Origin of the sequence: Pedobacter ghigonis (genome assembly GCF_903166585.1) — a bacterium.
GTDB classification, from domain to species: domain Bacteria; phylum Bacteroidota; class Bacteroidia; order Sphingobacteriales; family Sphingobacteriaceae; genus Pedobacter; species Pedobacter ghigonis.
The window spans coordinates 485,294-505,215 of the sequence record NZ_CAESCM010000003.1; the positions used below are offsets into that span (position 1 = coordinate 485,294).

A 19,922-nucleotide genomic window follows, 5' to 3' on the forward strand; every position below is an offset into this window, starting at 1 on the left:
ATTGTTATTTCTCGATGATTTTAGGTACCATAAAAAATTCGTCGCTATGTTTGGCGGCATTTTTTAAGCCTTCGGCAGTAGTAATTTCCTGTTTCACCACATCTTCGCGCCAAACATTAACCGATTCGTTCATATAAACCAAAGGTTTTACATTGGTGGTATCTAACTCATTTAATTTTTCCATGAATGATAAAACTTTATTCATTTCCGGAATCAAAACATCCACTTGCTGCTCATCAATATGAATCCTGGCCAGATCGGCTATTTTATGAATGGTTTTTGCGTCTAAATTCATGCTATACTAATTTACTATCAATCAATTGGTAAACCTGCTCTTTTAAGGCATCCGAGTCATCGGCAGCCATTGAGGCAGTGTTTATAGGTTTGTGGACGTAAATATCGCAAATTCCCGGCTTACTTCCATACTTTGCGCCATCATCCCAGTTAATTTGCCAAACATTGGCTAAACTTACCGGCACCAGCGGAATATTTTTATCGATGGCAAGGCGAAAAGGACCGTTTTTAAATTCGCCAAGTTTAGGGGGGTAATGATCATCGATCTTTCCTTCCGGAAAAATAATCAGGCTCATGCCTTTCTCTAAATTTTCGCCAGCCTTTTTGAAAGCCCTGAAGGCCGAAATTTTGCTATCGCGGTTTACAGCAATATCAATGGTTTTAAAGAAAATACCCAGCACCGGGTTGTTCAAAAGTTCATCTTTTCCCATAAAATGATACTTCCCATGCCCCATAATGCAAAAAATCATGATATCGAGGTTAGAGCTATGGTTGGCACAATAAATATAAGTTTGATTGCGATCTAACTTTTCCTCATAATGATAGGAGAAAAACACTCCGGCAAAAAAACTGCAAAGAAAACTGTTGGCTTTTCTGAAGAAATTTAATGCGCCATAATACTTTTCATTGCGTGATGTTAGATAATAGAAAGGATAAAACAGCGCAAAAAAGAACATGATGCAGAAAAGAAACCATATGCGGTGCAGCTGACGAAGAATTTTAATCATAGAAGCATCAAAAATATAAAATAGGTTGACATAATTACATTTTGTTTAAATGATTTTTTGGGCCTGTCTAATTGGAACTCTGGTTGTAAAAGAAACCAGGAATATAGCGCTTTTACCGGAGCAATCAGTAAATTATAGTTAACTGTAATCCTTCGACCGGTTCAGGATAACAAAAACTATTAAGGCTGCACCTAAATTGATATAAAATTGATCACATGTTATACAATGCTTGCATTTTATTTTTAATTTCGTGCCATTATGAAAGAAACAGTGGTGAGCGGCATCCGCTCAACAGGAAAATTACATTTAGGTAATTATTACGGTGCAGTAAAAAACTTTGTGCAAATGCAAAACGATTACAATTGCTACTTTTTTATTGCCGATTTACACTCTTTAACAACACATCCTACCCCGGCCGATTTACATGGCAATATTAAACATGTACTGGTTGAATACCTGGCCAGCGGAATAGATCCGGAAAACAGTACCATTTATATACAAAGCGATGTACCAGAAATTGCTGAGCTTTATTTATACCTGAACATGAACGCCTATATGGGCGAACTGGAGCGCAGTACTTCTTTTAAAGATAAGGTGCGTGCAAATCCTGATAATGTAAATGCAGGTTTGTTAACCTACCCTGTTTTAATGGCGGCTGATATTTTGATCCACAAAGCCACTAAAGTACCGGTTGGAAAAGATCAGGAGCAACACTTAGAAATGGCGCGTACATTTGGTAACCGTTTTAACCGCCTGTACAATACCGAATATTTCCCTGAACCTTATGCGTTTAGCTATTCGGATAAACTGGTTAAAGTACCAGGTTTAGATGGCAAAGGTAAAATGGGCAAATCAGAAGGCGAAGCCAATGCGGTTTACCTTTCTGACGATCCGGAAACTATCCGTAAAAAAGTAATGCGTGCGGTTAGCGATGGCGGCCCAACTGAAGAAAACCAGCCAAAGCCAGAGCCTATTCAAAATCTGTTCGATTTAATGAAAGTGGTTTCGAGTGTAGATACCCACCAGCATTTCGACGACCTGTACAACAAAATGCAGATCCGTTATGGCGATTTTAAGAAACAACTGGCCGAAGATATGATTATTGCCACTGCCCCAATGCGCGAGCGTATTCAGGACATTGCCAAAGATGATTCTTATTTAAGACAGGTAGCCAAACACGGTGCATTAAAGGCTCGCGAAAGCGCACAAAAAACGATCAGGGAAGTACGTAGTTTAATTGGGTTTAAAAGTTTTTAATTAATATTGTGATAAGCGCTTAGCGTTTGGCGAAACAACGCCTCCCGCAAAACGCCGAACGCAAAACGCAAGAACATATGCATATAGCAATTGTAGGGAATATTGGTGCTGGTAAAACTACTTTAACTGGCCTTCTGGCAAAAAATTATGGTTGGGAAGCTTTGTACGAAGCTGTAGACAATAATCCTTATCTGGAAGATTTTTATAGCGACATGAAGCGCTGGAGTTTTAACCTTCAGATTTATTTCCTGAACAGCCGTTTTCAGCAGATTACCGATATTGAAGTAAACAAACGCAACGTAATACAAGACCGGACAATTTACGAAGATGCCCATATTTTTGCAGAGAACCTGCACGATATGGCCTTAATGACTACCCGCGATCACGACAATTACCGTGCAATTTTCGACAACATTACCTCGTTTATTAAACCACCCGATTTGTTGGTTTACCTGCGTGCATCGGTACCTACTTTGGTTAACAATATCCAACGCCGTGGCCGCGAATATGAAGCTGGGATCAGGATCGATTACCTTTCTAAGCTGAATGAAAAATACGAAGCCTGGATTAAAGGCTACAACCTGGGTAAATTACTGATCCTGGATAAAGACAAATTGGATTTCACCAATAACCCCGAAGATTTAGGAACAGTAATCCAGTCTATCGAGGCCGAAATTAACGGTTTATTTTAGCCATTTGCTTAAATGCTGATTCAAAATAATTAACATAAGATGGGCAGAGATTTTCAGCACGAAAACCCAATGAACTGGAAATGGGGAATCTTTTATTTCAATAAATCAGATTCCCGTATAAGTGTTCCGAAGCGCCATAAAATATTGGGCTGGACACTCGACTTTGCCCATCCGGTTTCTTATGTAGTTCTGTTACTAATTTTTGGTGCAGTTATTTTATTAAGAACCTTAAATAAATAGTATGCCTAAAATTATCGGAATTATTCCTGCCCGTTACGCCTCTACCCGCTTTCCGGGGAAACCCTTGGTTGATATTGCCGGAAAAACGATGATACAACGGGTGTATGAACAGGCTTCAAAGGCTGAAAGCTTATCGAAAGTAGTTATTGCTACCGATGATGAGCGGATTGCCGATGAAGTAAAAAGATTTGGCGGCGAATTTGTATTCACAGCAGCACATCACCAAAGCGGAACCGATAGATGTGCGGAAGTAATCGAACAATTACCCGGGTTTGACATCGTAATCAACATTCAGGGCGATGAACCTTTTATAGAACCTGCACAGATTGATTTACTGGCCAGCTGCTTTACCGAAGAAAAAGTGGAGTTGGCCACCCTTATTAAACCTATACAAAGCCAGGAAAGCATTTACAACCCGAACAGTCCTAAAGTGGTAATTGATGTAAACGGCCGCGCGATGTACTTTAGCCGCAGTCCTATTCCTTTTATTAGAAACGGCGAGCCGGGTGTTTGGGCAGAAAAACATCAGTTTTACAAACATATTGGCATTTATGGTTACAGAACAGCTGCATTAAAGGCCATTACCAAACTGGCTCCATCTTCATTAGAAATAGCCGAAAGTTTAGAGCAGCTCCGCTGGATCGAAAACGGGTTTTACATCCAGACAAAAGTTACCGATTTAGAAACTGTTGCCATTGATACGCCCGAGGATTTATTGAAGTTGAATAAACTGCTGAAGGCATTGAAGTTAGAATAATTGAATGCTTGAATTTTGAATGATAGAATGGATACATTGTCTCAACACTCAATCATTCAAAACTGTATCAACAAAGAACCAACTCCATCTGAATATTGCACCTGGTATAAGGCGTTGGTTTTCCTGCTACTTTCTTAAAACCAAGTTTATGGTAAAGGTTAATGGCTGGTTTTAAAATGGTATTGCTTTCTAAATAAATTTTGGCTGCTCCAAGTGATCTGGCTTTATCGACAATGGCCGAGGCCAGTAAAAAACCAATATTCTTGCCCTGCGCCTTTGGCGAAACAGCCATTTTAGCCAGTTCGAAATCATATTCGCCATCATTCATTTTAATTAAAGCACAAACGCCAAGGGGTTCACCATCAAATAATGCCACCAAAATATGGCCTCCCTGATTTAAAATATAACTCTGTGGATTATCCAGCGCTTTATAATCAGATTCTTCCATTTCGAAATAAGTAGAAATCCACTCTACATTTAGCGCCCTGAATACTTCCTGGTATTGAGGTGTATAAGCTACAATTTCAACTTTCGAGCTGTCGCGTTCTTTTTTCTTTTCCATCACCCGTCTTAATAATGTTTTCTGTTCGAGCAAAAACTCCCACTCGCCTATCGCCTCCCAAAGTTTATTTTGTGTTTGTGCCGATAGCTCTTCTATTGCCGCATCCACATCAATCAGCTGGTCTTTAATTTTATAGGCAACCTGCATACCTGCATCAGTTAAGCTAATCACATTTCGCCTGCCATCTTCCTTATCCTTACCCTCTTTCACATAGCCCTTTTTTAGCATTTCGCCTATAATTTTACTTACAGATGGATGCGAGTGACCAATCTTCTTAGCCAGTTCGGTTATGGTTTTCTCTTCGCCCTGCGATAAGGAATAAAAAACCGGGAACCACTTGGGTTGCATATCTATGTTATAAAGCTGATAAATATTCGCAGCATCTTCTGTTACCTTATCGGTTAACATCCTCAATCTGCTGCCTATTGCTACTTTTCCTGTTTGTTCGAAAAAATCCATAAATAATTAATTACGTAATCAGTTACGTAAATGTAGCTAAATATTTTAATTATTAGTATATTCAAAAAAAATAACGCAATCAACATCTCATTACGCTATGAAAAAAATCGCCCTCACGATGCTGTTAGGTATCTTTACTCTTGTTGCCAAATCTCAGGACCGGATCGGATTATTGGTTAAAACCAATGTATTAAATGCTTTAGCTAAACGTCCGGCTATATCGGTTGAGAAAACTTTTGCTGATAAATATGGTTTAGAGCTTTCTTACACCACTGGAGAATTAAACTGGGGCAGAGATTATAAGTTTAATGGTTTCCTGCTGCGCGCTAAAATCTACTCAGATCAAATTGAAATAAATGCGTTAATCCCTTTCTATGGTTTATATGTTGGAAATTTAAATAAGCAGATTATTTCCAATGCAACGGTTGATAATACTGGTTTCTTTTCTATAGGCAGAAATAGAAATTTCGAAGCCAATTCTTTCCGAAGCGGTATAAATATTGGTTTTTTATTTATCCCTAAAAAGCGTTTTATCCTCGAAGGAACTACTGCCCTCGGTTATGGTAAATATTTTAATGTTAAAAACTACATCTCCGATCCTATGCCAAAAGGATATCTCGATTTTCAGCTGTGGCTATCTGTCGGATATTATTTTTAATAGCCAGGGCCTTAATAAACCTAAAATTTGTAATTTCGGGACATGAGAAAATTATCGATCTTCGTTATCAGCTGCTTAATTGTATTTTCTGCCTGCCAATCTAAACAGGACAAAGAAGCCGGATCTGTTGAGTTCAAAAACGTTAACCAAAGTATTGCCAAATCATTCTCCGATTTAAAAACTCTTGACACCTTCAAGATTGAGCTTACCGGCAGAAAACCCGAAGATATGGTATTGACCTTTACCATTAAAAAAGCTGATGGAAAGGAGATTTATAACGCCAAAATAAAAGGTACAGAGCTGTTAGGCAGTACCGATCCGAATATAGATTTAACAAAAGAGAAAGACCAGATTGTTTTCATAAAAACCATTGCTGACGATTTTTTTAGCGATGAAAACTTTCTTGAACCTGCTGTAATGCCTGAAGATAAAGCCGATAATTATGTTCCGGACAAGCCGCTTTACGAAGAACTGAAAAAAACCGGATTAAATGGTTTCAAGTATCGCTTAGGTAAAGAAAACAACATTTACATTGCCTGGAGCGAGAAAGAACAAAAGGTTAAGGTTTATTATAACTGTTGCTAGCCGGATGTAAAGATGAAAAGGCCCGAAGATATCGCCAGCCGGTTAAAAGAAGTATTGTTAACTGGCTACTGGATAGCCAACACCAATTATAAGGATCAGTTACTTAGCATTAGCTGGGAGCAAGCCATTTATCCGGTAGAAAACCTGAACACTATTGCGGCCCTAACTTACCACATTAACTATTACTTAGCAGGCCTTTTAAACGTACTTAAAGGCGGTGCTTTAGAAATTAAAGATCAATATAGTTTTGATCTCCCTCCTATCCGGTCATCACACGATTGGCATAAATTAGTAGAAACCTTTCTGAAAAATTCAACAGATTTCGTTAATGAAGTGGCGCAAATGCCTGATGCCAAATTAGACGAAACATTTGTAGATGAGAAATATGGCACCTACCTGCGCAATATCGAGGCTGTAATTGAGCACAGCTATTATCACCTTGGGCAAATTGTGCTGATCAAAAAATTAATACCAGCCTAAAACCCTACTGTACTCCTGCTGTACAGGCATCAATTCTGCTCAAAAAAAATATTAAAAGTATTTTATATAAACTAACCGAATAGTTGTATTTTCACGCCCCATAGCCAAACAACTATTTATCAACGTTTTCTCTGTACATGCTCAAAACTCTCCTCTCCGTTTTAATTTTTTCGGTATTACTTATTCCTGCGTTCGCCCAAAAGGCCAGTATTAAAGGCATTGTGGTTGATACCGTCGAGAAAAAAAACCTTTCAAACAGTTCAATACTACTCATTAACAGCAAAGATTCTATCCTGGTTAAAGATATCAGGGCCAAAGCCAATGGCGAATTTGAACTGTCAAACCTAAAAAAAGGCAATTATACTCTGGTAATCACCTACCCTAAAATGGCCGATTATATCCGCGATATACAGTTATCCGATTCGGCCAAATTTAACCTGGGCAAAATTCCGATGGACACCAAAGCCACACTATTAAATGAGGTGGTAATTAAAGCGCAAAAACAGGCCATTAGTATAAAAGGCGATACCATAACCTACCAGGCCGATAGCTTTGCAGTGAAACCCCATGCCAATGTGCAGGAACTATTGAGGCGCTTACCCGGAATTGAGGTAGATAGAAACGGAGCCATAAAGGCTGGCGGCAAAGATGTAAACACCCTTTTGGTTGATGGAGAAGAGTTTTTTGGCGATGATCCGCTACTTGCTGCCAAATACCTGAAAGCCAATGCCGTTAGCGAAGTACAGGTTTACGATAAAAAAACAAAAGATGAGGAACTAACCGGCATTAAAGAAGGCGATGCGAAGGAAAAAGTAATGAACATTAAGCTGAAAGAAAATGCCAAAAATGGTTACCTCAGCACTCTTGATGCCAATAGCGACCTCAGTCATTTTAAGAACCTGGGCGGTATGGCCGGTATTTATAAAGGCAAGTTAAAAACGGCTGTATTTGGCTCTACCACGAACCTGAACCAGGACTCGAAGGCGAGTGAAGCCATGAGCAAAATAAAGGGAAATGATTATGATGTAATTGAAGTTGGAGACGATGGCAGTTCGGTAATGATCAGTTATGGTGGTAGCGATGACGATGATTATTTTTCACCCTCAAATGGTCTGCCCAATGTAACAAGCTATGGTGCCCATTTTTCGGATAAATGGAATGAAAACAAAGTCAGCCTTAAATTAAACTATAAAGGCAATAACAAAAATGTTTTAGACCGGAATACCGCTAAAAACCAGTCGCTGTTGCCCAACGGAACAAATTTCTTTAGCACGGGTGGATCGAATAGCGAAACCAAAAGTGCGGGACAAAGTTTAAGAGGTAACGTTGAAGTTAAATTAGATTCCTCGGCTACGCTTAAGGTATCTTTTGCAGGCAAAAAGTCCAGAAACAGCAGAGAAGATATCAGTACAAATGAAACCAGGAATGATGCCGGAGATCTGGTAAACAACAGCGAGCAGCTTAATACCAGCGATGGCAATAGCACCCAGTTTAGCGGTAATATTAACTATGCCAAAAAATTTGCTAAAAAAGGCCGCACCATTTCTATCGATTTGCAACCAGAAGCGAATAACAACAGTGATATGGGCGATAACATCAGCAAAACAAATTATTATTATGCCAGTGGCCTAAAACCAGATAACCGCAATTACCTCAACGATAATTCTGGCAGAGAACGATCTATAGCTACGCGGATATCGTATACCGAACCACTGAGCAAAAGACTTACACTCCAAACAGCCTATAGTTTTAAAACGATAGCTTCTAACAGCCATAAACTCGTTTTTGATAGAGACCTGAATAATAGCCGTATCGATTCGTTGAGCAACAATTTCGACTTTAATAATTTTTCGAATGTGGGTAAGGCTTTACTGCAATACCGCGCTAAAAAGTTTTCTGTTTCTGGCGGTATGGAAGCTACCGAAACTACTTTCGAACTGAATGACCTGGATAGGAAAAATCAATTTACCCGCAACTATATCAACTGGGCACCACATACCAGTTTCGACTACAGGATTGGTAAGTCCACAAGTATGTCACTGAGTTATTCAGGTAATACCGATCAACCTGGTTTAGAGCAACTTCAACCTATCAGGCAGGTAAACAACCCGCTTTACCAGGTAGTGGGTAACCCTAATTTAAAACCATCGTTTAACAATGGTGTAAACTTTAACATTAACAGCTTTCAGCAAAAATCGCAGCTGTACATGTATGCTTATGTAAGTTATAATTTCACTAAAAATGCCATTGTAAGTACCAGTACAGTTGATGAATTTAATAAAACCGTTACCAGTTACATCAATTTAAATGGCGTAAACAGCTTGTATGGCAGTGCCAGTTTGCACAAAGGCTTTAGCAAACTGCATTTAAATACCAATATCGGTTTAAGTTATAGCCGTAGCAATTCGATGGAAATACTCAATAATCAAATCAACAAAGCCGTAAGAAGTAGCCTGAGCATACGTCCGCACATTGGCTACCACAGTTCTGTGGTACAGTTTGACTACAGCACATCTTTTACTTTCTTAAACGGCAAATCCTCAATTGGTGCCATAAACAATGGCAAAAGCTTTAACCACAATCATGATATACAAGGTACCATAAACTTACCCTACAGCACCGAATTTAGCACCAGCATCAATCTATCATATCAACCGGCAAACAGTTCGTTTAGCACTCCGGTAAATGTGGCTATCTGGAATGCCTATTTATCAAAAAAAATGCTGAAGGCTGAAGAATTAGAATTTAAAATATCGATTTCAGACATACTAGGAGAAAGAATTGGTTATAGCCGTAATGTTGGTGGTAACAGCATTAGCGAGAACACTTATAGCTTTATCCCCAGATATGTTTTAATTGGTGTAACTTACAATTTAACCGGTAATTTTATTAAAGAAGATAAAAAATAATCAGGCATGAAAAACGCATTCTTAACACTTATAATGATGTTAACGGTTATGCTGGTTAAGGCACAGACCGTTTTTATACAAAGCGCAAAAATAACTTTCGAAAAGAAGATAAATCAAAAACAACAACTTGCAGAAAACGACTGGATCTCTGACGATGCCCGTGATAAAATGAGCAAATACCGCATATCTAACTGGGATTACCATTTTAATGACAGTGCCTCTATTTATCGTGCCAAACCAAAAGAAACTGTAAGCGATAATCAATTCTTTTTCTTTTCGGGCGATAATACCAGCGAGATATTTACTGATTTTGGCAAAAAAACAAGGGTATTGAGAAAACCAATAAGTGGCGAAGATTTTATACTTAAAGATACTATCCCGCATTTAAACTGGAAAATTATGCACGATGTACGTAAAATAGCCGGATACGAATGCCGTAAAGCCATTGCCGTTATCAACGATACGGTTTCGGTGGTTGCCTTTTATACCGACGAAATATTGCTGCGTGGCGGTCCCGAAGGATTTACCGGTTTACCGGGTATGATTTTAGGCCTTGCCATACCCCGGTACAATACTACCTGGTTTGCCACCAAAATTGAGGCTAAAAATGTTCCGATATTAGCCATTGCTGCACCAACCAAGGGTAAAAAAACCGACAACGAAAAAGACTTTAAAAAACTGATCGATCTTTACACCCGTTACGACGATAAAAAGAAGCCCAGAAAAACAGAAGACATCAAAAAAGAGATCTATAATTTACTGTTGTAAATTTATTCAACCGATAAATCAGTCAATATCAACCATATAAAACCCTCAAAAAATATTCTGACTACTACTTAAAACCGGCGATAATTTTTCGTACCTTTGTATCCCGTACAAAAGCAATTAACCAGTGGTTAAAAACTGGTTGATTTCACAAATTATCAAACATGACTAAGTATATTTTTGTTACGGGCGGTGTTACTTCCTCTTTAGGTAAGGGCATCATTTCCGCATCTTTAGCTAAACTTTTACAGGCACGTGGCTACCGTGTAACCATTCAGAAATTCGATCCGTACATCAATATCGATCCGGGAACTCTAAACCCTTACGAGCACGGTGAATGTTTTGTAACCGAAGATGGTGCTGAAACTGATTTGGATCTTGGTCATTATGAGCGTTTCCTGAACGTTCCAACTTCACAAGCCAACAACATCACAACCGGCCGCATTTACCAGAATGTAATTAATAAAGAACGTAAAGGCGAATATTTAGGTAAAACCGTACAGGTTGTTCCCCACATTACCGACGAGATTAAACGCAATATGCGTATTTTGGGCGAAAGCGGTGAGTACGACATTGTAATTACCGAATTAGGTGGTACCGTTGGCGATATCGAATCTTTACCGTTTATTGAGGCTGTACGTCAGTTTAAATGGGAAGAAGGCAATACCAACGCTATTGTAATTCACTTAACACTGGTACCTTACTTAGCTGCTGCAGGTGAGTTAAAAACTAAACCAACACAACACTCTGTTAAAGCTTTATTAGAGTACGGTATTCAGCCTGATATCCTGGTTTGCAGAACAGAACACCACTTAAGTTCTGACCTGAGAAAAAAAATTGCCCTATTCTGTAACGTTAACATCAATGCGGTAGTCGAATCGATGGATGCATCAACAATTTATGATGTGCCATTGTTGATGTTAAAAGAACAACTGGATAAAACTGTTTTATCGAAATTAAAACTGCCTACCAAAAACGATCCGGATATGGAAAGCTGGAAAGATTTCCTTGGTCGTTTAAAAAACCCAACTGCCGAAGTAAGAATTGGTTTGGTGGGTAAATATGTAGAATTACCTGATGCCTATAAATCAATTATCGAATCTTTTGTACACGCCGGTTCGAAAAATGAATGTAAGGTAAAAGTGGAATACATCCACTCAGAAGGTATTTTTGCCGATAACGTAAAAGAAAAATTAGGTCACCTGCAAGGTGTTTTAGTGGCACCTGGTTTTGGTAGCCGTGGTATTGAAGGTAAAATTGATACCATTAAATATGTTCGCGAGAACAATGTTCCTTTCTTCGGGATTTGCTTAGGTATGCAATGTGCAGTAATTGAGTTCGGACGTAACGTTTTAGGCTTAAAAGATGCACATACTACTGAAATTGAAGAAAACACTGCAAATCCGGTAATCAATATGATGGAAGAGCAGAAAAAAATAACCAATAAAGGCGGAACCATGCGTTTAGGCTCATACCCTTGCGATATTAAAAAAGGTACAAAGGCTTATGGTATTTACGGCAAAGCGCACATTAACGAGCGTCACCGTCACCGTTACGAATTTAACAATGAGTATTTAAAGCAATACGAAGAAGCAGGAATGATTGCTTCGGGTATGAATCCACAAACCAATTTAGTTGAAATTGTGGAGCTTAAAAACCATCCGTTTTTCGTTGGCGGACAGTTTCACCCTGAATTAAAATCAACAGTTGCTAATCCTCACCCACTTTTTGTTAAATTTGTCGCCGCTGCGATGGAGTTTGCGAAAAAGAAAACGAATTAAAAGCAGTACAGACACAAATAATGGATAGAAATACCTTTACAGGATTGTTCCTGATTATGATCATTTTGGCAGGATCATTTTACTTTTTGAAGCCGAACGAGGCCGAAGTAAAAAAAGCCAAAGAAATAGAGCGCCAGGATTCTCTGAAAAAAGCCGGCGTTTCTCCAGTACTAAATGACACTACAAAAACTGCAGTTGTTAACCCTGCTGTAGATTCTTTAGCGCTAAAAGGCCCTTTTGGTACTGCAATAACCGGAACCGAATCGAGCACTGTTTTAGAAAACGAGAACTTGTTAATCACCCTAAGCAATAAAGGTGGTAAAATTTCATCAGTTGAAATTAAAGGACAAAAAACATTTGCAGGTAAACCTTTGGTTTTATTTGCGGGCAACCAGAACAAATTTGGTTTAAGCTTAAACGCAGCCGGTAAAGTAATTAACACCAACGATTTATACTTTACACCAACTAAAACCGGTAATACGGTTACCATGCGTGCAAACTATGGTGCCAATGCTTATGTAGAGTATGTTTACGATTTAAAAGCATCAAGTAACAAAGTTGCATTCAATATTAATCTGGTTGGCTTACAACAAGTAATTGCAGGTAACAATATTGGTTTAAACTGGCAAACAACCTTATTACAGCAAGAAAAATCGATTGAGAGCGAGCACCGTTACTCTGCACCTTATTACAAATATTTAGATGGCGACGTAAACCATTTAAGTGTTTCGAAAGATGAAAAAGAAGAACTTACTAAAGGAAAAATCCAGTGGTTCTCTTTCAAACAACACTTTTTCTCAGCTTCATTAATTGCAAAACAAGCTTTCGAAAAAGGAAGTTTAGAAGTTAAAATCCCAACAGCACCTGGTCAGGTTAAATTTTACGATGCCAACATGCAATTGCCTTATGCGCACACTGCAAATCAGGTTTACGAATTGGAGTTCTACTTTGGTACCAACAAGTTCTCTGCTTTAAAAGCACAGGGCTACGATTTAGAACAACAGGTTGATATGGGTTACTGGCCTTTAAAATACATTAACCGTTTCATTGTATTGCCGGTATTTAATTTCTTAAACAGCTTTGGCTGGAACTACGGTTTAATTATCCTGGTACTAACCATTTTGCTAAAAGTAGCTTTATCGCCGCTTACCTACAAGTCATACCTATCAATGGCTAAAATGCGTGTATTGAAACCAGAAATGGATGAGATTAAAGCTAAAGTAGGTGAAGATAACCCAACATTGGTTCAACAGGAATACTTAAAACTATATAAGAAAGCCGGTGTAAACCCGCTGGGTGGTTGTTTACCAATGGTACTACAGTTGCCACTGGTTATGGCCTTCTTCTTCTTCTTCCCTAACTTGTTTGAGTTACGTGGTGAGAGTTTCTTGTGGATGAAAGATTTATCGACTTATGACGAGTTTATCAAATTTGGTGTAAAAATCCCTTTCATTGGCGATCACTTAAGTTTAATGTGTGTATTGATGACCATCTCTACATTGATTATGACTTATTTTAACAACCAGGTTTCTGGAGCAACAGGTCAGATGAAATACATCGGTTACATAATGCCGGTTATTTTCTTAGGTGTATTAAATAGCTATCCTGCCGGATTGAACTATTACTACTTCCTGGCCAACTTAATGACTTTCGGTCAGCAGTTCTTAATCCGTAAAATGGTTGATGATGATAAAATCCACGCTTTAATACAACAAAACAAAGCTAGACCAGCTGATGAGAAAAAGAAAAAATCTAAATTCCAGCAGCGTTTAGACGATTACATGCGTCAGCAACAACAGCAACAACAAACTAAAAAATAGTTTCTTGCCTCTATACGAAAACCCTCAATTGCTTTAAGTAATTGAGGGTTTTTAGTTTAAAGGCTCACCACAGTCCGGTACGATCTCAACTAATGGTTTCTCCTCCATTTCCCATCATCCATATTACATTTTCCATCTTCCACCTTTCGCTTATAATTGTAATATTTGGCATACAAGTTTCCTATTCAGCTAAAAATTTCCAATTTTAGGAGATTAAATCTCAACCAACAAATTAATTAACTTATTAAAATGCATAAGAGACTAACAATTATTCTGTCTTTCGTTGTCAGCCTAACCTACGCGCAAAAGAAACCATTAAACCACAGTGTTTATGATACCTGGGAATCGGTAGGTTCAAAGCAGTTATCCAATAATGGTCAATGGGCCATGTACAGTATTTTGCAACAGGAGGGCGATGCACAACTTTACCTCAATAACCTTAAAACCCATACCAAACTAAATATCGCACGGGGTCTTAATGCCCAGTTTAGCAACGACTCTAAATTTGCTGCATTTAATATCCGCCCGTTCAATAAAGATTTACGCCAGGCTAAAATTAAAAAAACAAAAGCCGATGAACAGCCGAAAGATTCATTGGGCATAGCCAACTTAACTACCAATGCCATTACGAAGGTTGCAAGGGTAAAATCATTCAAATTTCCAGAAGAAGGTTTCGGTGTTTTGGCTTATTTAAGCGAAAAACCAGATACCGCAAAAAAAACAGTAAAACCTGTTGAGAAAAAAGATGCTGAAACGGATTTTGCAGATGATGAACCAGCAGGAAAAGGTAAAACTGATGAAGGCACTGATTTAGTGATCAAAAACCTGGTAACTGGAACAGATAAAACCTATAAATTCGTTACCGATTATTATTTCAGCAAGGATGGTAAGCAATTGGTGTTTACCTGCAGCGGATCTAAAAAAGACAAAACCGCTCCTCAGGGTGTATTTTTATTAAACATCGAGAAAGGCACACTTAAAACCTTAATTAAAGGCAAAGGAAGTTTCAAAAATTTCACTTTTGATGAGGAAAACGAACATGTAGCTTTTGTGGGAGAACAGGATCCTGAAAAGAAAGAAATAAAAAATTACAACGTTTATTACAACTCTTTAACTTTAGATACGGCTCAAATATTAGTCGATTTCGATATGCCGGGCTTACCTGCAAAATGGACAGTTAACGGCGATGGTAAAATTACTTTTAGCAAGGATGGCAAGAAATTATTTTTCGGCATCTCTCCCATTAAGAAACCAAAAGATACTACCATAGTAGATTTTGAAGTAGCCAAAGTGGATGTTTGGAACTACAAAGATGATTATCTGCAACCTATGCAGCTTAAAAATGCAGATAGAGACAGTAAGAAAAGCTATTTATCGGTAATTGATGTGTACAGCAGCGATCCTAAGGTAATTCCTTTAACCGATTTAACCCTTCCCGATGCCAGTATCATAGCTGATGGTGATGCAGACCAGGTTTTAGCCACTACTGATTATGGGCGCAGAATTGAATCGCAGTGGAGTGGCTCAACCAGCAAAGACTACTATTTGGTAAATACCAAAAATGGACAACGTAAAAAGATTATCGAAGGTTTAAATGGTTATGCCATGGCTTCGCCCGGAGGAAACTACGTTTTATACTTTGATAGAAAAGCAGGCAGCTGGAACACTTATGCTGTAGCTACCGGAAAAGTAACTACATTAACCACGGGCTTAAATGTAAAGTTTGTAGATGAAGAGAATGATGTGCCTGATCTTCCTTCGGCATACGGTTTAGCAACCTGGACGGAAGACGATAAAGCCGTTTTAATTTACGATAAATATGATATCTGGTCGTTTTCACCAGATGGTAAATCAGTTGCAAAAAACATTACTGCCGGTTTTGGCAGGGCAAACAACCTCACGTTTCATTACGAAAGAGTGCAGCAAGACAGAGCTGAAAGAAATGCAAATAAATTTGTTAAAGCAAATGAACTGGTTTGGTTATCGGCTTTTAATAATGTTACCAAAGAAAATGGTTTCTATCGTACCAATGTAGGTTCGGTTAAAGCGCCTGAACTGGTGGTAATGGCCAAGTTTAAATACTCAGACCTTGCTAAAGCCAAAGATGCAGATGTTTACATTTATGATAAAGCCAGTTATGTAGAATCGCCAAATATTTACGTAACCAGCGATTTTAAAACAGAAACGAAATTAAGCAACACCAACCCACAACAACAAAACTACAATTGGGGAACGGCTGAGCTGGTAAAATGGACTACCCCGAAAGGCTACAAAGCAGAAGGTATTTTATACAAGCCAGAAAATTTCGATCCGAACAAAAAATACCCGATGATTGCTTATTTCTATGAGAAACTAACCGATGGTTTATATAGCTATCAGGCACCAGCGCCTACTCCTTCGCGCTTAAATATTTCTTATTTTGTAAGTAATGGTTACCTTGTTTTTGCACCAGATATCAGTTACGAAACTGGTCACCCTGGTCAATCAGCTGTTGAATATATCAATTCGGGCGTAGAAAGCTTAAAGAAAAACAACTGGGTTGATGGCAGCAAAATTGGTATTCAGGGTCAAAGCTGGGGCGGTTATCAGGTTGCTTATTTAATTACGCAAAACAACATGTATGCAGCGGCCTGGGCTGGCGCACCAGTTGCCAATATGACTTCTGCTTATGGTGGTATCCGTTGGGAAACCGGTATGAACCGTCAGTTCCAGTACGAGAAAACACAGAGCCGTATTGGTGCTACCCTTTGGGAAAAACCTGAGTTATATATCCAAAACTCACCCTTATTTATGTTCCCCAAAGTAAATACACCTGTGGTAATTATGGCTAACGATGCTGACGGGGCTGTGCCATGGTATCAGGGAATTGAAATGTTTACCGGCCTGCGCCGTTTAGGTAAACCAGTTTGGATGTTAAACTACAATGGTGAAGCACACAACCTGGTTCAGCGCCAAAACCGCAAAGATATCCAGATCCGTGAGCAACAATTTTTCGATTATTACTTAAAAGGTGCCAAAGCACCAGTTTGGATGACTTCCGGAATTCCTGCAACTGAAAAAGGAAAAACATGGGGTTTTGAGTTAACCGACGATAAACCGTAATTGAGTTTGGAGTTCTAAGCTGGGAGTTTAGAGGCTATGATTCAGAAACGATAGTTCAATTCGAACAATTAAAAATTTAAATCCATGTTACAAGCTTATAAAGAGGGTGTAGCATGGATTTTTTGTTTGGATAAATCACTAAAAATTCATTACCATTTTTCGATCTTAAACAGGACGATCGCTAGTGACTCCAAGCCCCAATCTCCCAACTCCAGACTCTCCCCTATGAACTATCGGTTAAAAAAGCTATTTTCACGCATCAAAAAACTAAACACTCGTAATGGCATTAAGCAGAATCTGGTCGGCATTTATTATTGTAGCTATTGTTGTAGCAGGTATTAAATGTATTTTCTTTGGGCAAAGCGATATTTTTAACTGGATGGTGATTGGTAAAGCCGATGATCCATTGAACCCCTTGCACCTTAATGGCATTATTGAAACTTGTTTAGGGGCTGTTGATATTTGCTTAAAACTGATTGGCATTATGGCTTTGTTTATGGGGTTTATGACCATAGCCGAAAATGCAGGAGGTATCAGATTGTTATCCAGAATTGTAGGCCCTTTTTTTTCTAAGCTTTTTCCCGAAATCCCAAAGGGACATCCCGCAACAGGCCATATGGTTATGAATTTTTCTGCAAATCTTCTAGGTTTAGATAATGCTGCAACTCCCTTCGGACTAAAAGCAATGGAAAGTTTGCAGGAGTTAAACCCTAAAAAAGATGTTGCTTCCAATGCGCAAATTATGTTTTTATGTTTGCACGCATCAGGTTTAACCTTAATACCAGTAAGTATTATCGCGGCCAGGGCATCTTTAAAAATTCCTTCAGCTAATCCTACTGATATTTTTGTGCCCTGTATGATTGCTACTTTTGTGGCTACCCTGGCTGCTATGTTTATTGTTTCCTTTAAGCAAAAAATAAATGTTTTTCAACCAGTAATCCTGGCCTGGGTTTTAGGCTTATCAACGATAATTGGTGGTTTGGTGCTTTATTTAACCACTTTAAATCTAAAAGAATTACAATCATTTTCTGGAATATTGAGCAACGGCTTAATTCTCCTGATCTTCTTCCTGATTATATTGGGTGGCTTGTATAAGAAAATAAATATTTTTGAAAGTTTTGTAGATGGTGCGAAAGGTGGTTTTGATACTGCGATCAGAATTATACCATACCTGGTTGGCATGTTGGTTGCCATAAGCCTGCTGCGCACAAGCGGTACTTTCGACATCATAATTGATGGACTTAAAAGTTTGTGTACGGCATTAAATCTCGATTCCAGGTTTATTGATGGTATTCCAACAGCGCTGATTAAACCCTTGAGCGGAAGCGGTGCCAGGGGGATGATGATTGATACCATGAACATACATGGTGCAGATTCATTTCCAGGTCGTTTGGCCGCTATTTTACAAGGTTCATCTGATACTACCTTTTATGTTATTGCTGTTTATTTTGGTTCAGTAGCAGTTAAAAATACCCGATATGCTGTTGGAGCCATGTTATTAGCTGATTTGGTAGGTATTATTACTGCTATTTCTCTTTGTTATATGTTTTTTGGTTAATAAAACCTATATGATAAAAAATCCTTGTTCGGCTCAACCAAACAAGGATTTTTCTTTATGAGCAGTATTTTTACAGCAACCTTTAAGAAACCGAAGCGGGCAAAGAAATCCTGCTGATAATTTCATCAATGGCATCAGGATCTATGGCTGCGTTTTTAGAAGCACACCATTTTTCGCTCTTGTTATCTAACCAGATACAAAAAGAATGGTAACCATCTAAAACAACAGCGTAAGTTTCATGAAAATCATCTTGAATACGCATGCAAAATCCTTTAAAAATTTTGCCTCTAACAATAAATTGCAGGGTTGAATAATTTTCTAACATGGCTCATTATATTTTTGGTTAATTTATAACACTTTGTTAACGAGAATGTTTTGTTAATTTTAAGGAATTAATAAGTTTTTTCGTTATCGTTAAAAAAGACTTAACCTATGTTTAACATGTTGGAATAGCCTTTAGCTATTAAACGCTTTTTCGAAGGTAAAAATATCTCGCATTGCAAATTTAAAATGGTTCGTCCTCTTTTTACAATGGCCGTTTCGGCTATAATTTCATCTCCTTCACTTGCAGTAGCAAAATAATCAATGTAGTTATTTACCGTGGTATATCTGTCGTTCAAACCCATGGTGTAAACGGTGGCACCAATCAAATCGTCGATAATACCTGCGGTTACACCGCCATGCAAAATCTGGTATGGGTTGGTCATTTCTTTGCGTACGGTATATTGGCAAACTAAAATACCAAACTCTGCCTTTACCAAAACCGGGGCGAGCCAGTTCATAAAATTAGAAGGCGATGAAGTAATGACTTTGCCTATTGATTGCCTTAAGAAATTTAGTCTTTGTTCGCTTAAAGATTCTTCCATGAGGTATGAAATTTTTGATGTTAGATCGAGATACTAAGATAGCGAAGGTTATCGTCTTTTCCGTACAGGTGGGAATCCTCATACGAAATATAAACCTGAGTATTACGATTCCCAATCAAGTTGGGAATGACGAACGCCTATACGAAATCCACTAGCCAAACCGTCATTCCCGTGCAAACGGGAATCTTAATGCCAAATATAAGCTTGAGTGTTACGATTCTCATCTGCTAGTGATCGAATCAAGGCTTCCTAAATAGATCGATATTTTCCATTAAAAAAGAAAGCGGAAGATAGCATCTCTCCCACTTTCTAAACGAAACATTAACCTTAAACAAGGATAAGTTTAACCGATGATGAAATAGGTATCAAACCCCATGTTTCCATTTTCCATCATCCCTTTTACATCTTA

The 19,922-nt window shown here is 38.4% G+C and carries 18 protein-coding genes; 13 read left to right on the top strand and 5 right to left on the bottom strand.

Annotated features, from left to right (window positions below; translation table 11 throughout):
- Nucleotides 1-4: 4 nt before the first annotated feature.
- Complete coding sequence (gene gatC / locus HWV58_RS07555) at nucleotides 5-295, bottom strand: Asp-tRNA(Asn)/Glu-tRNA(Gln) amidotransferase subunit GatC (protein WP_175633500.1); 291 nt, start codon at nucleotides 293-295, stop codon at nucleotides 5-7.
- Between the two features lies 1 nt (nucleotide 296).
- A complete protein-coding gene (locus tag HWV58_RS07560; RefSeq protein WP_175633501.1) occupies nucleotides 297-1,022 on the bottom strand; it encodes a lysophospholipid acyltransferase family protein in 726 nt (241 codons plus the stop codon).
- 258 nt (nucleotides 1,023-1,280) lie between these two features.
- Between HWV58_RS07560 and trpS the strand changes: the two genes are divergently transcribed.
- The 4 genes from trpS (at nucleotide 1,281) to kdsB (ending at nucleotide 3,968) form a co-directional block, all read left to right on the top strand.
- Nucleotides 1,281-2,279: a tryptophan--tRNA ligase gene (gene trpS, locus HWV58_RS07565; RefSeq protein WP_175633502.1), complete on the top strand. Its 999-nt coding sequence runs from the start codon at nucleotides 1,281-1,283 to the stop codon at nucleotides 2,277-2,279.
- A 77-nt stretch (nucleotides 2,280-2,356) separates the two neighbouring features.
- On the top strand, nucleotides 2,357-2,971 hold the full coding sequence (locus HWV58_RS07570; protein ID WP_025144984.1) for a deoxynucleoside kinase: 615 nt from the start codon (nucleotides 2,357-2,359) through the stop codon (nucleotides 2,969-2,971).
- Nucleotides 2,972-3,010: 39 nt separating this feature from the next.
- Nucleotides 3,011-3,211 (top strand): hypothetical protein, encoded by a 201-nt coding sequence (locus HWV58_RS07575; protein WP_175633503.1) that lies wholly within the window; start codon nucleotides 3,011-3,013, stop codon nucleotides 3,209-3,211.
- 1 nt (nucleotide 3,212) lies between these two features.
- On the top strand, nucleotides 3,213-3,968 hold the full coding sequence (gene kdsB, locus HWV58_RS07580; RefSeq protein ID WP_175633504.1) for a 3-deoxy-manno-octulosonate cytidylyltransferase: 756 nt from the start codon (nucleotides 3,213-3,215) through the stop codon (nucleotides 3,966-3,968).
- A 67-nt stretch (nucleotides 3,969-4,035) separates the two neighbouring features.
- Here the strand turns inward: kdsB and HWV58_RS07585 are convergent, their stop codons facing one another.
- Nucleotides 4,036-4,989 carry a bifunctional helix-turn-helix transcriptional regulator/GNAT family N-acetyltransferase gene (locus tag HWV58_RS07585; protein ID WP_175633505.1) on the bottom strand — a complete coding sequence of 318 codons (954 nt, stop codon included), beginning with the start codon at nucleotides 4,987-4,989 and terminating at the stop codon, nucleotides 4,036-4,038.
- A 97-nt stretch (nucleotides 4,990-5,086) separates the two neighbouring features.
- On the opposite strand from HWV58_RS07585, the gene HWV58_RS07590 reads away from it, so the two are divergent.
- From HWV58_RS07590 to HWV58_RS07630, 9 genes are all read left to right on the top strand, one after another.
- Nucleotides 5,087-5,647 carry a DUF3575 domain-containing protein gene (locus HWV58_RS07590; RefSeq protein WP_175633506.1) on the top strand — a complete coding sequence of 187 codons (561 nt, stop codon included), beginning with the start codon at nucleotides 5,087-5,089 and terminating at the stop codon, nucleotides 5,645-5,647.
- 42 nt (nucleotides 5,648-5,689) lie between these two features.
- Entirely contained in the window at nucleotides 5,690-6,232 is a 543-nt protein-coding gene (locus HWV58_RS07595; RefSeq protein ID WP_175633507.1) for a hypothetical protein, read from the top strand.
- A gap of 12 nt (nucleotides 6,233-6,244) precedes the next feature.
- On the top strand, nucleotides 6,245-6,712 hold the full coding sequence (locus tag HWV58_RS07600; protein ID WP_175633508.1) for a DinB family protein: 468 nt from the start codon (nucleotides 6,245-6,247) through the stop codon (nucleotides 6,710-6,712).
- A gap of 137 nt (nucleotides 6,713-6,849) precedes the next feature.
- The gene (locus HWV58_RS07605) at nucleotides 6,850-9,621 is read left to right on the top strand and encodes an outer membrane beta-barrel protein (RefSeq protein WP_175633509.1); all 2,772 of its coding nucleotides are present in this window, start codon (nucleotides 6,850-6,852) and stop codon (nucleotides 9,619-9,621) included.
- 6 nt (nucleotides 9,622-9,627) lie between these two features.
- Complete coding sequence (locus HWV58_RS07610; RefSeq protein WP_175633510.1) at nucleotides 9,628-10,389, top strand: GLPGLI family protein; 762 nt, start codon at nucleotides 9,628-9,630, stop codon at nucleotides 10,387-10,389.
- Between the two features lie 161 nt (nucleotides 10,390-10,550).
- The gene (locus HWV58_RS07615; RefSeq protein ID WP_175633511.1) at nucleotides 10,551-12,167 is read left to right on the top strand and encodes a CTP synthase; all 1,617 of its coding nucleotides are present in this window, start codon (nucleotides 10,551-10,553) and stop codon (nucleotides 12,165-12,167) included.
- Between the two features lie 20 nt (nucleotides 12,168-12,187).
- Nucleotides 12,188-13,987 (top strand): membrane protein insertase YidC, encoded by a 1,800-nt coding sequence (gene yidC / locus HWV58_RS07620; RefSeq protein WP_175633512.1) that lies wholly within the window; start codon nucleotides 12,188-12,190, stop codon nucleotides 13,985-13,987.
- A 249-nt stretch (nucleotides 13,988-14,236) separates the two neighbouring features.
- Entirely contained in the window at nucleotides 14,237-17,089 is a 2,853-nt protein-coding gene (locus HWV58_RS07625; protein ID WP_175633513.1) for a S9 family peptidase, read from the top strand.
- 280 nt (nucleotides 17,090-17,369) lie between these two features.
- Nucleotides 17,370-18,647, top strand: coding sequence for a nucleoside recognition domain-containing protein (locus HWV58_RS07630; RefSeq protein WP_175633514.1), 1,278 nt, complete (start codon nucleotides 17,370-17,372; stop codon nucleotides 18,645-18,647).
- Nucleotides 18,648-18,729: 82 nt separating this feature from the next.
- Here the strand turns inward: HWV58_RS07630 and HWV58_RS07635 are convergent, their stop codons facing one another.
- On the bottom strand, nucleotides 18,730-18,972 hold the full coding sequence (locus HWV58_RS07635; RefSeq protein WP_175633515.1) for a hypothetical protein: 243 nt from the start codon (nucleotides 18,970-18,972) through the stop codon (nucleotides 18,730-18,732).
- A 100-nt stretch (nucleotides 18,973-19,072) separates the two neighbouring features.
- Entirely contained in the window at nucleotides 19,073-19,513 is a 441-nt protein-coding gene (locus tag HWV58_RS07640; protein ID WP_175633516.1) for a PaaI family thioesterase, read from the bottom strand.
- Nucleotides 19,514-19,922: the final 409 nt, after the last annotated feature.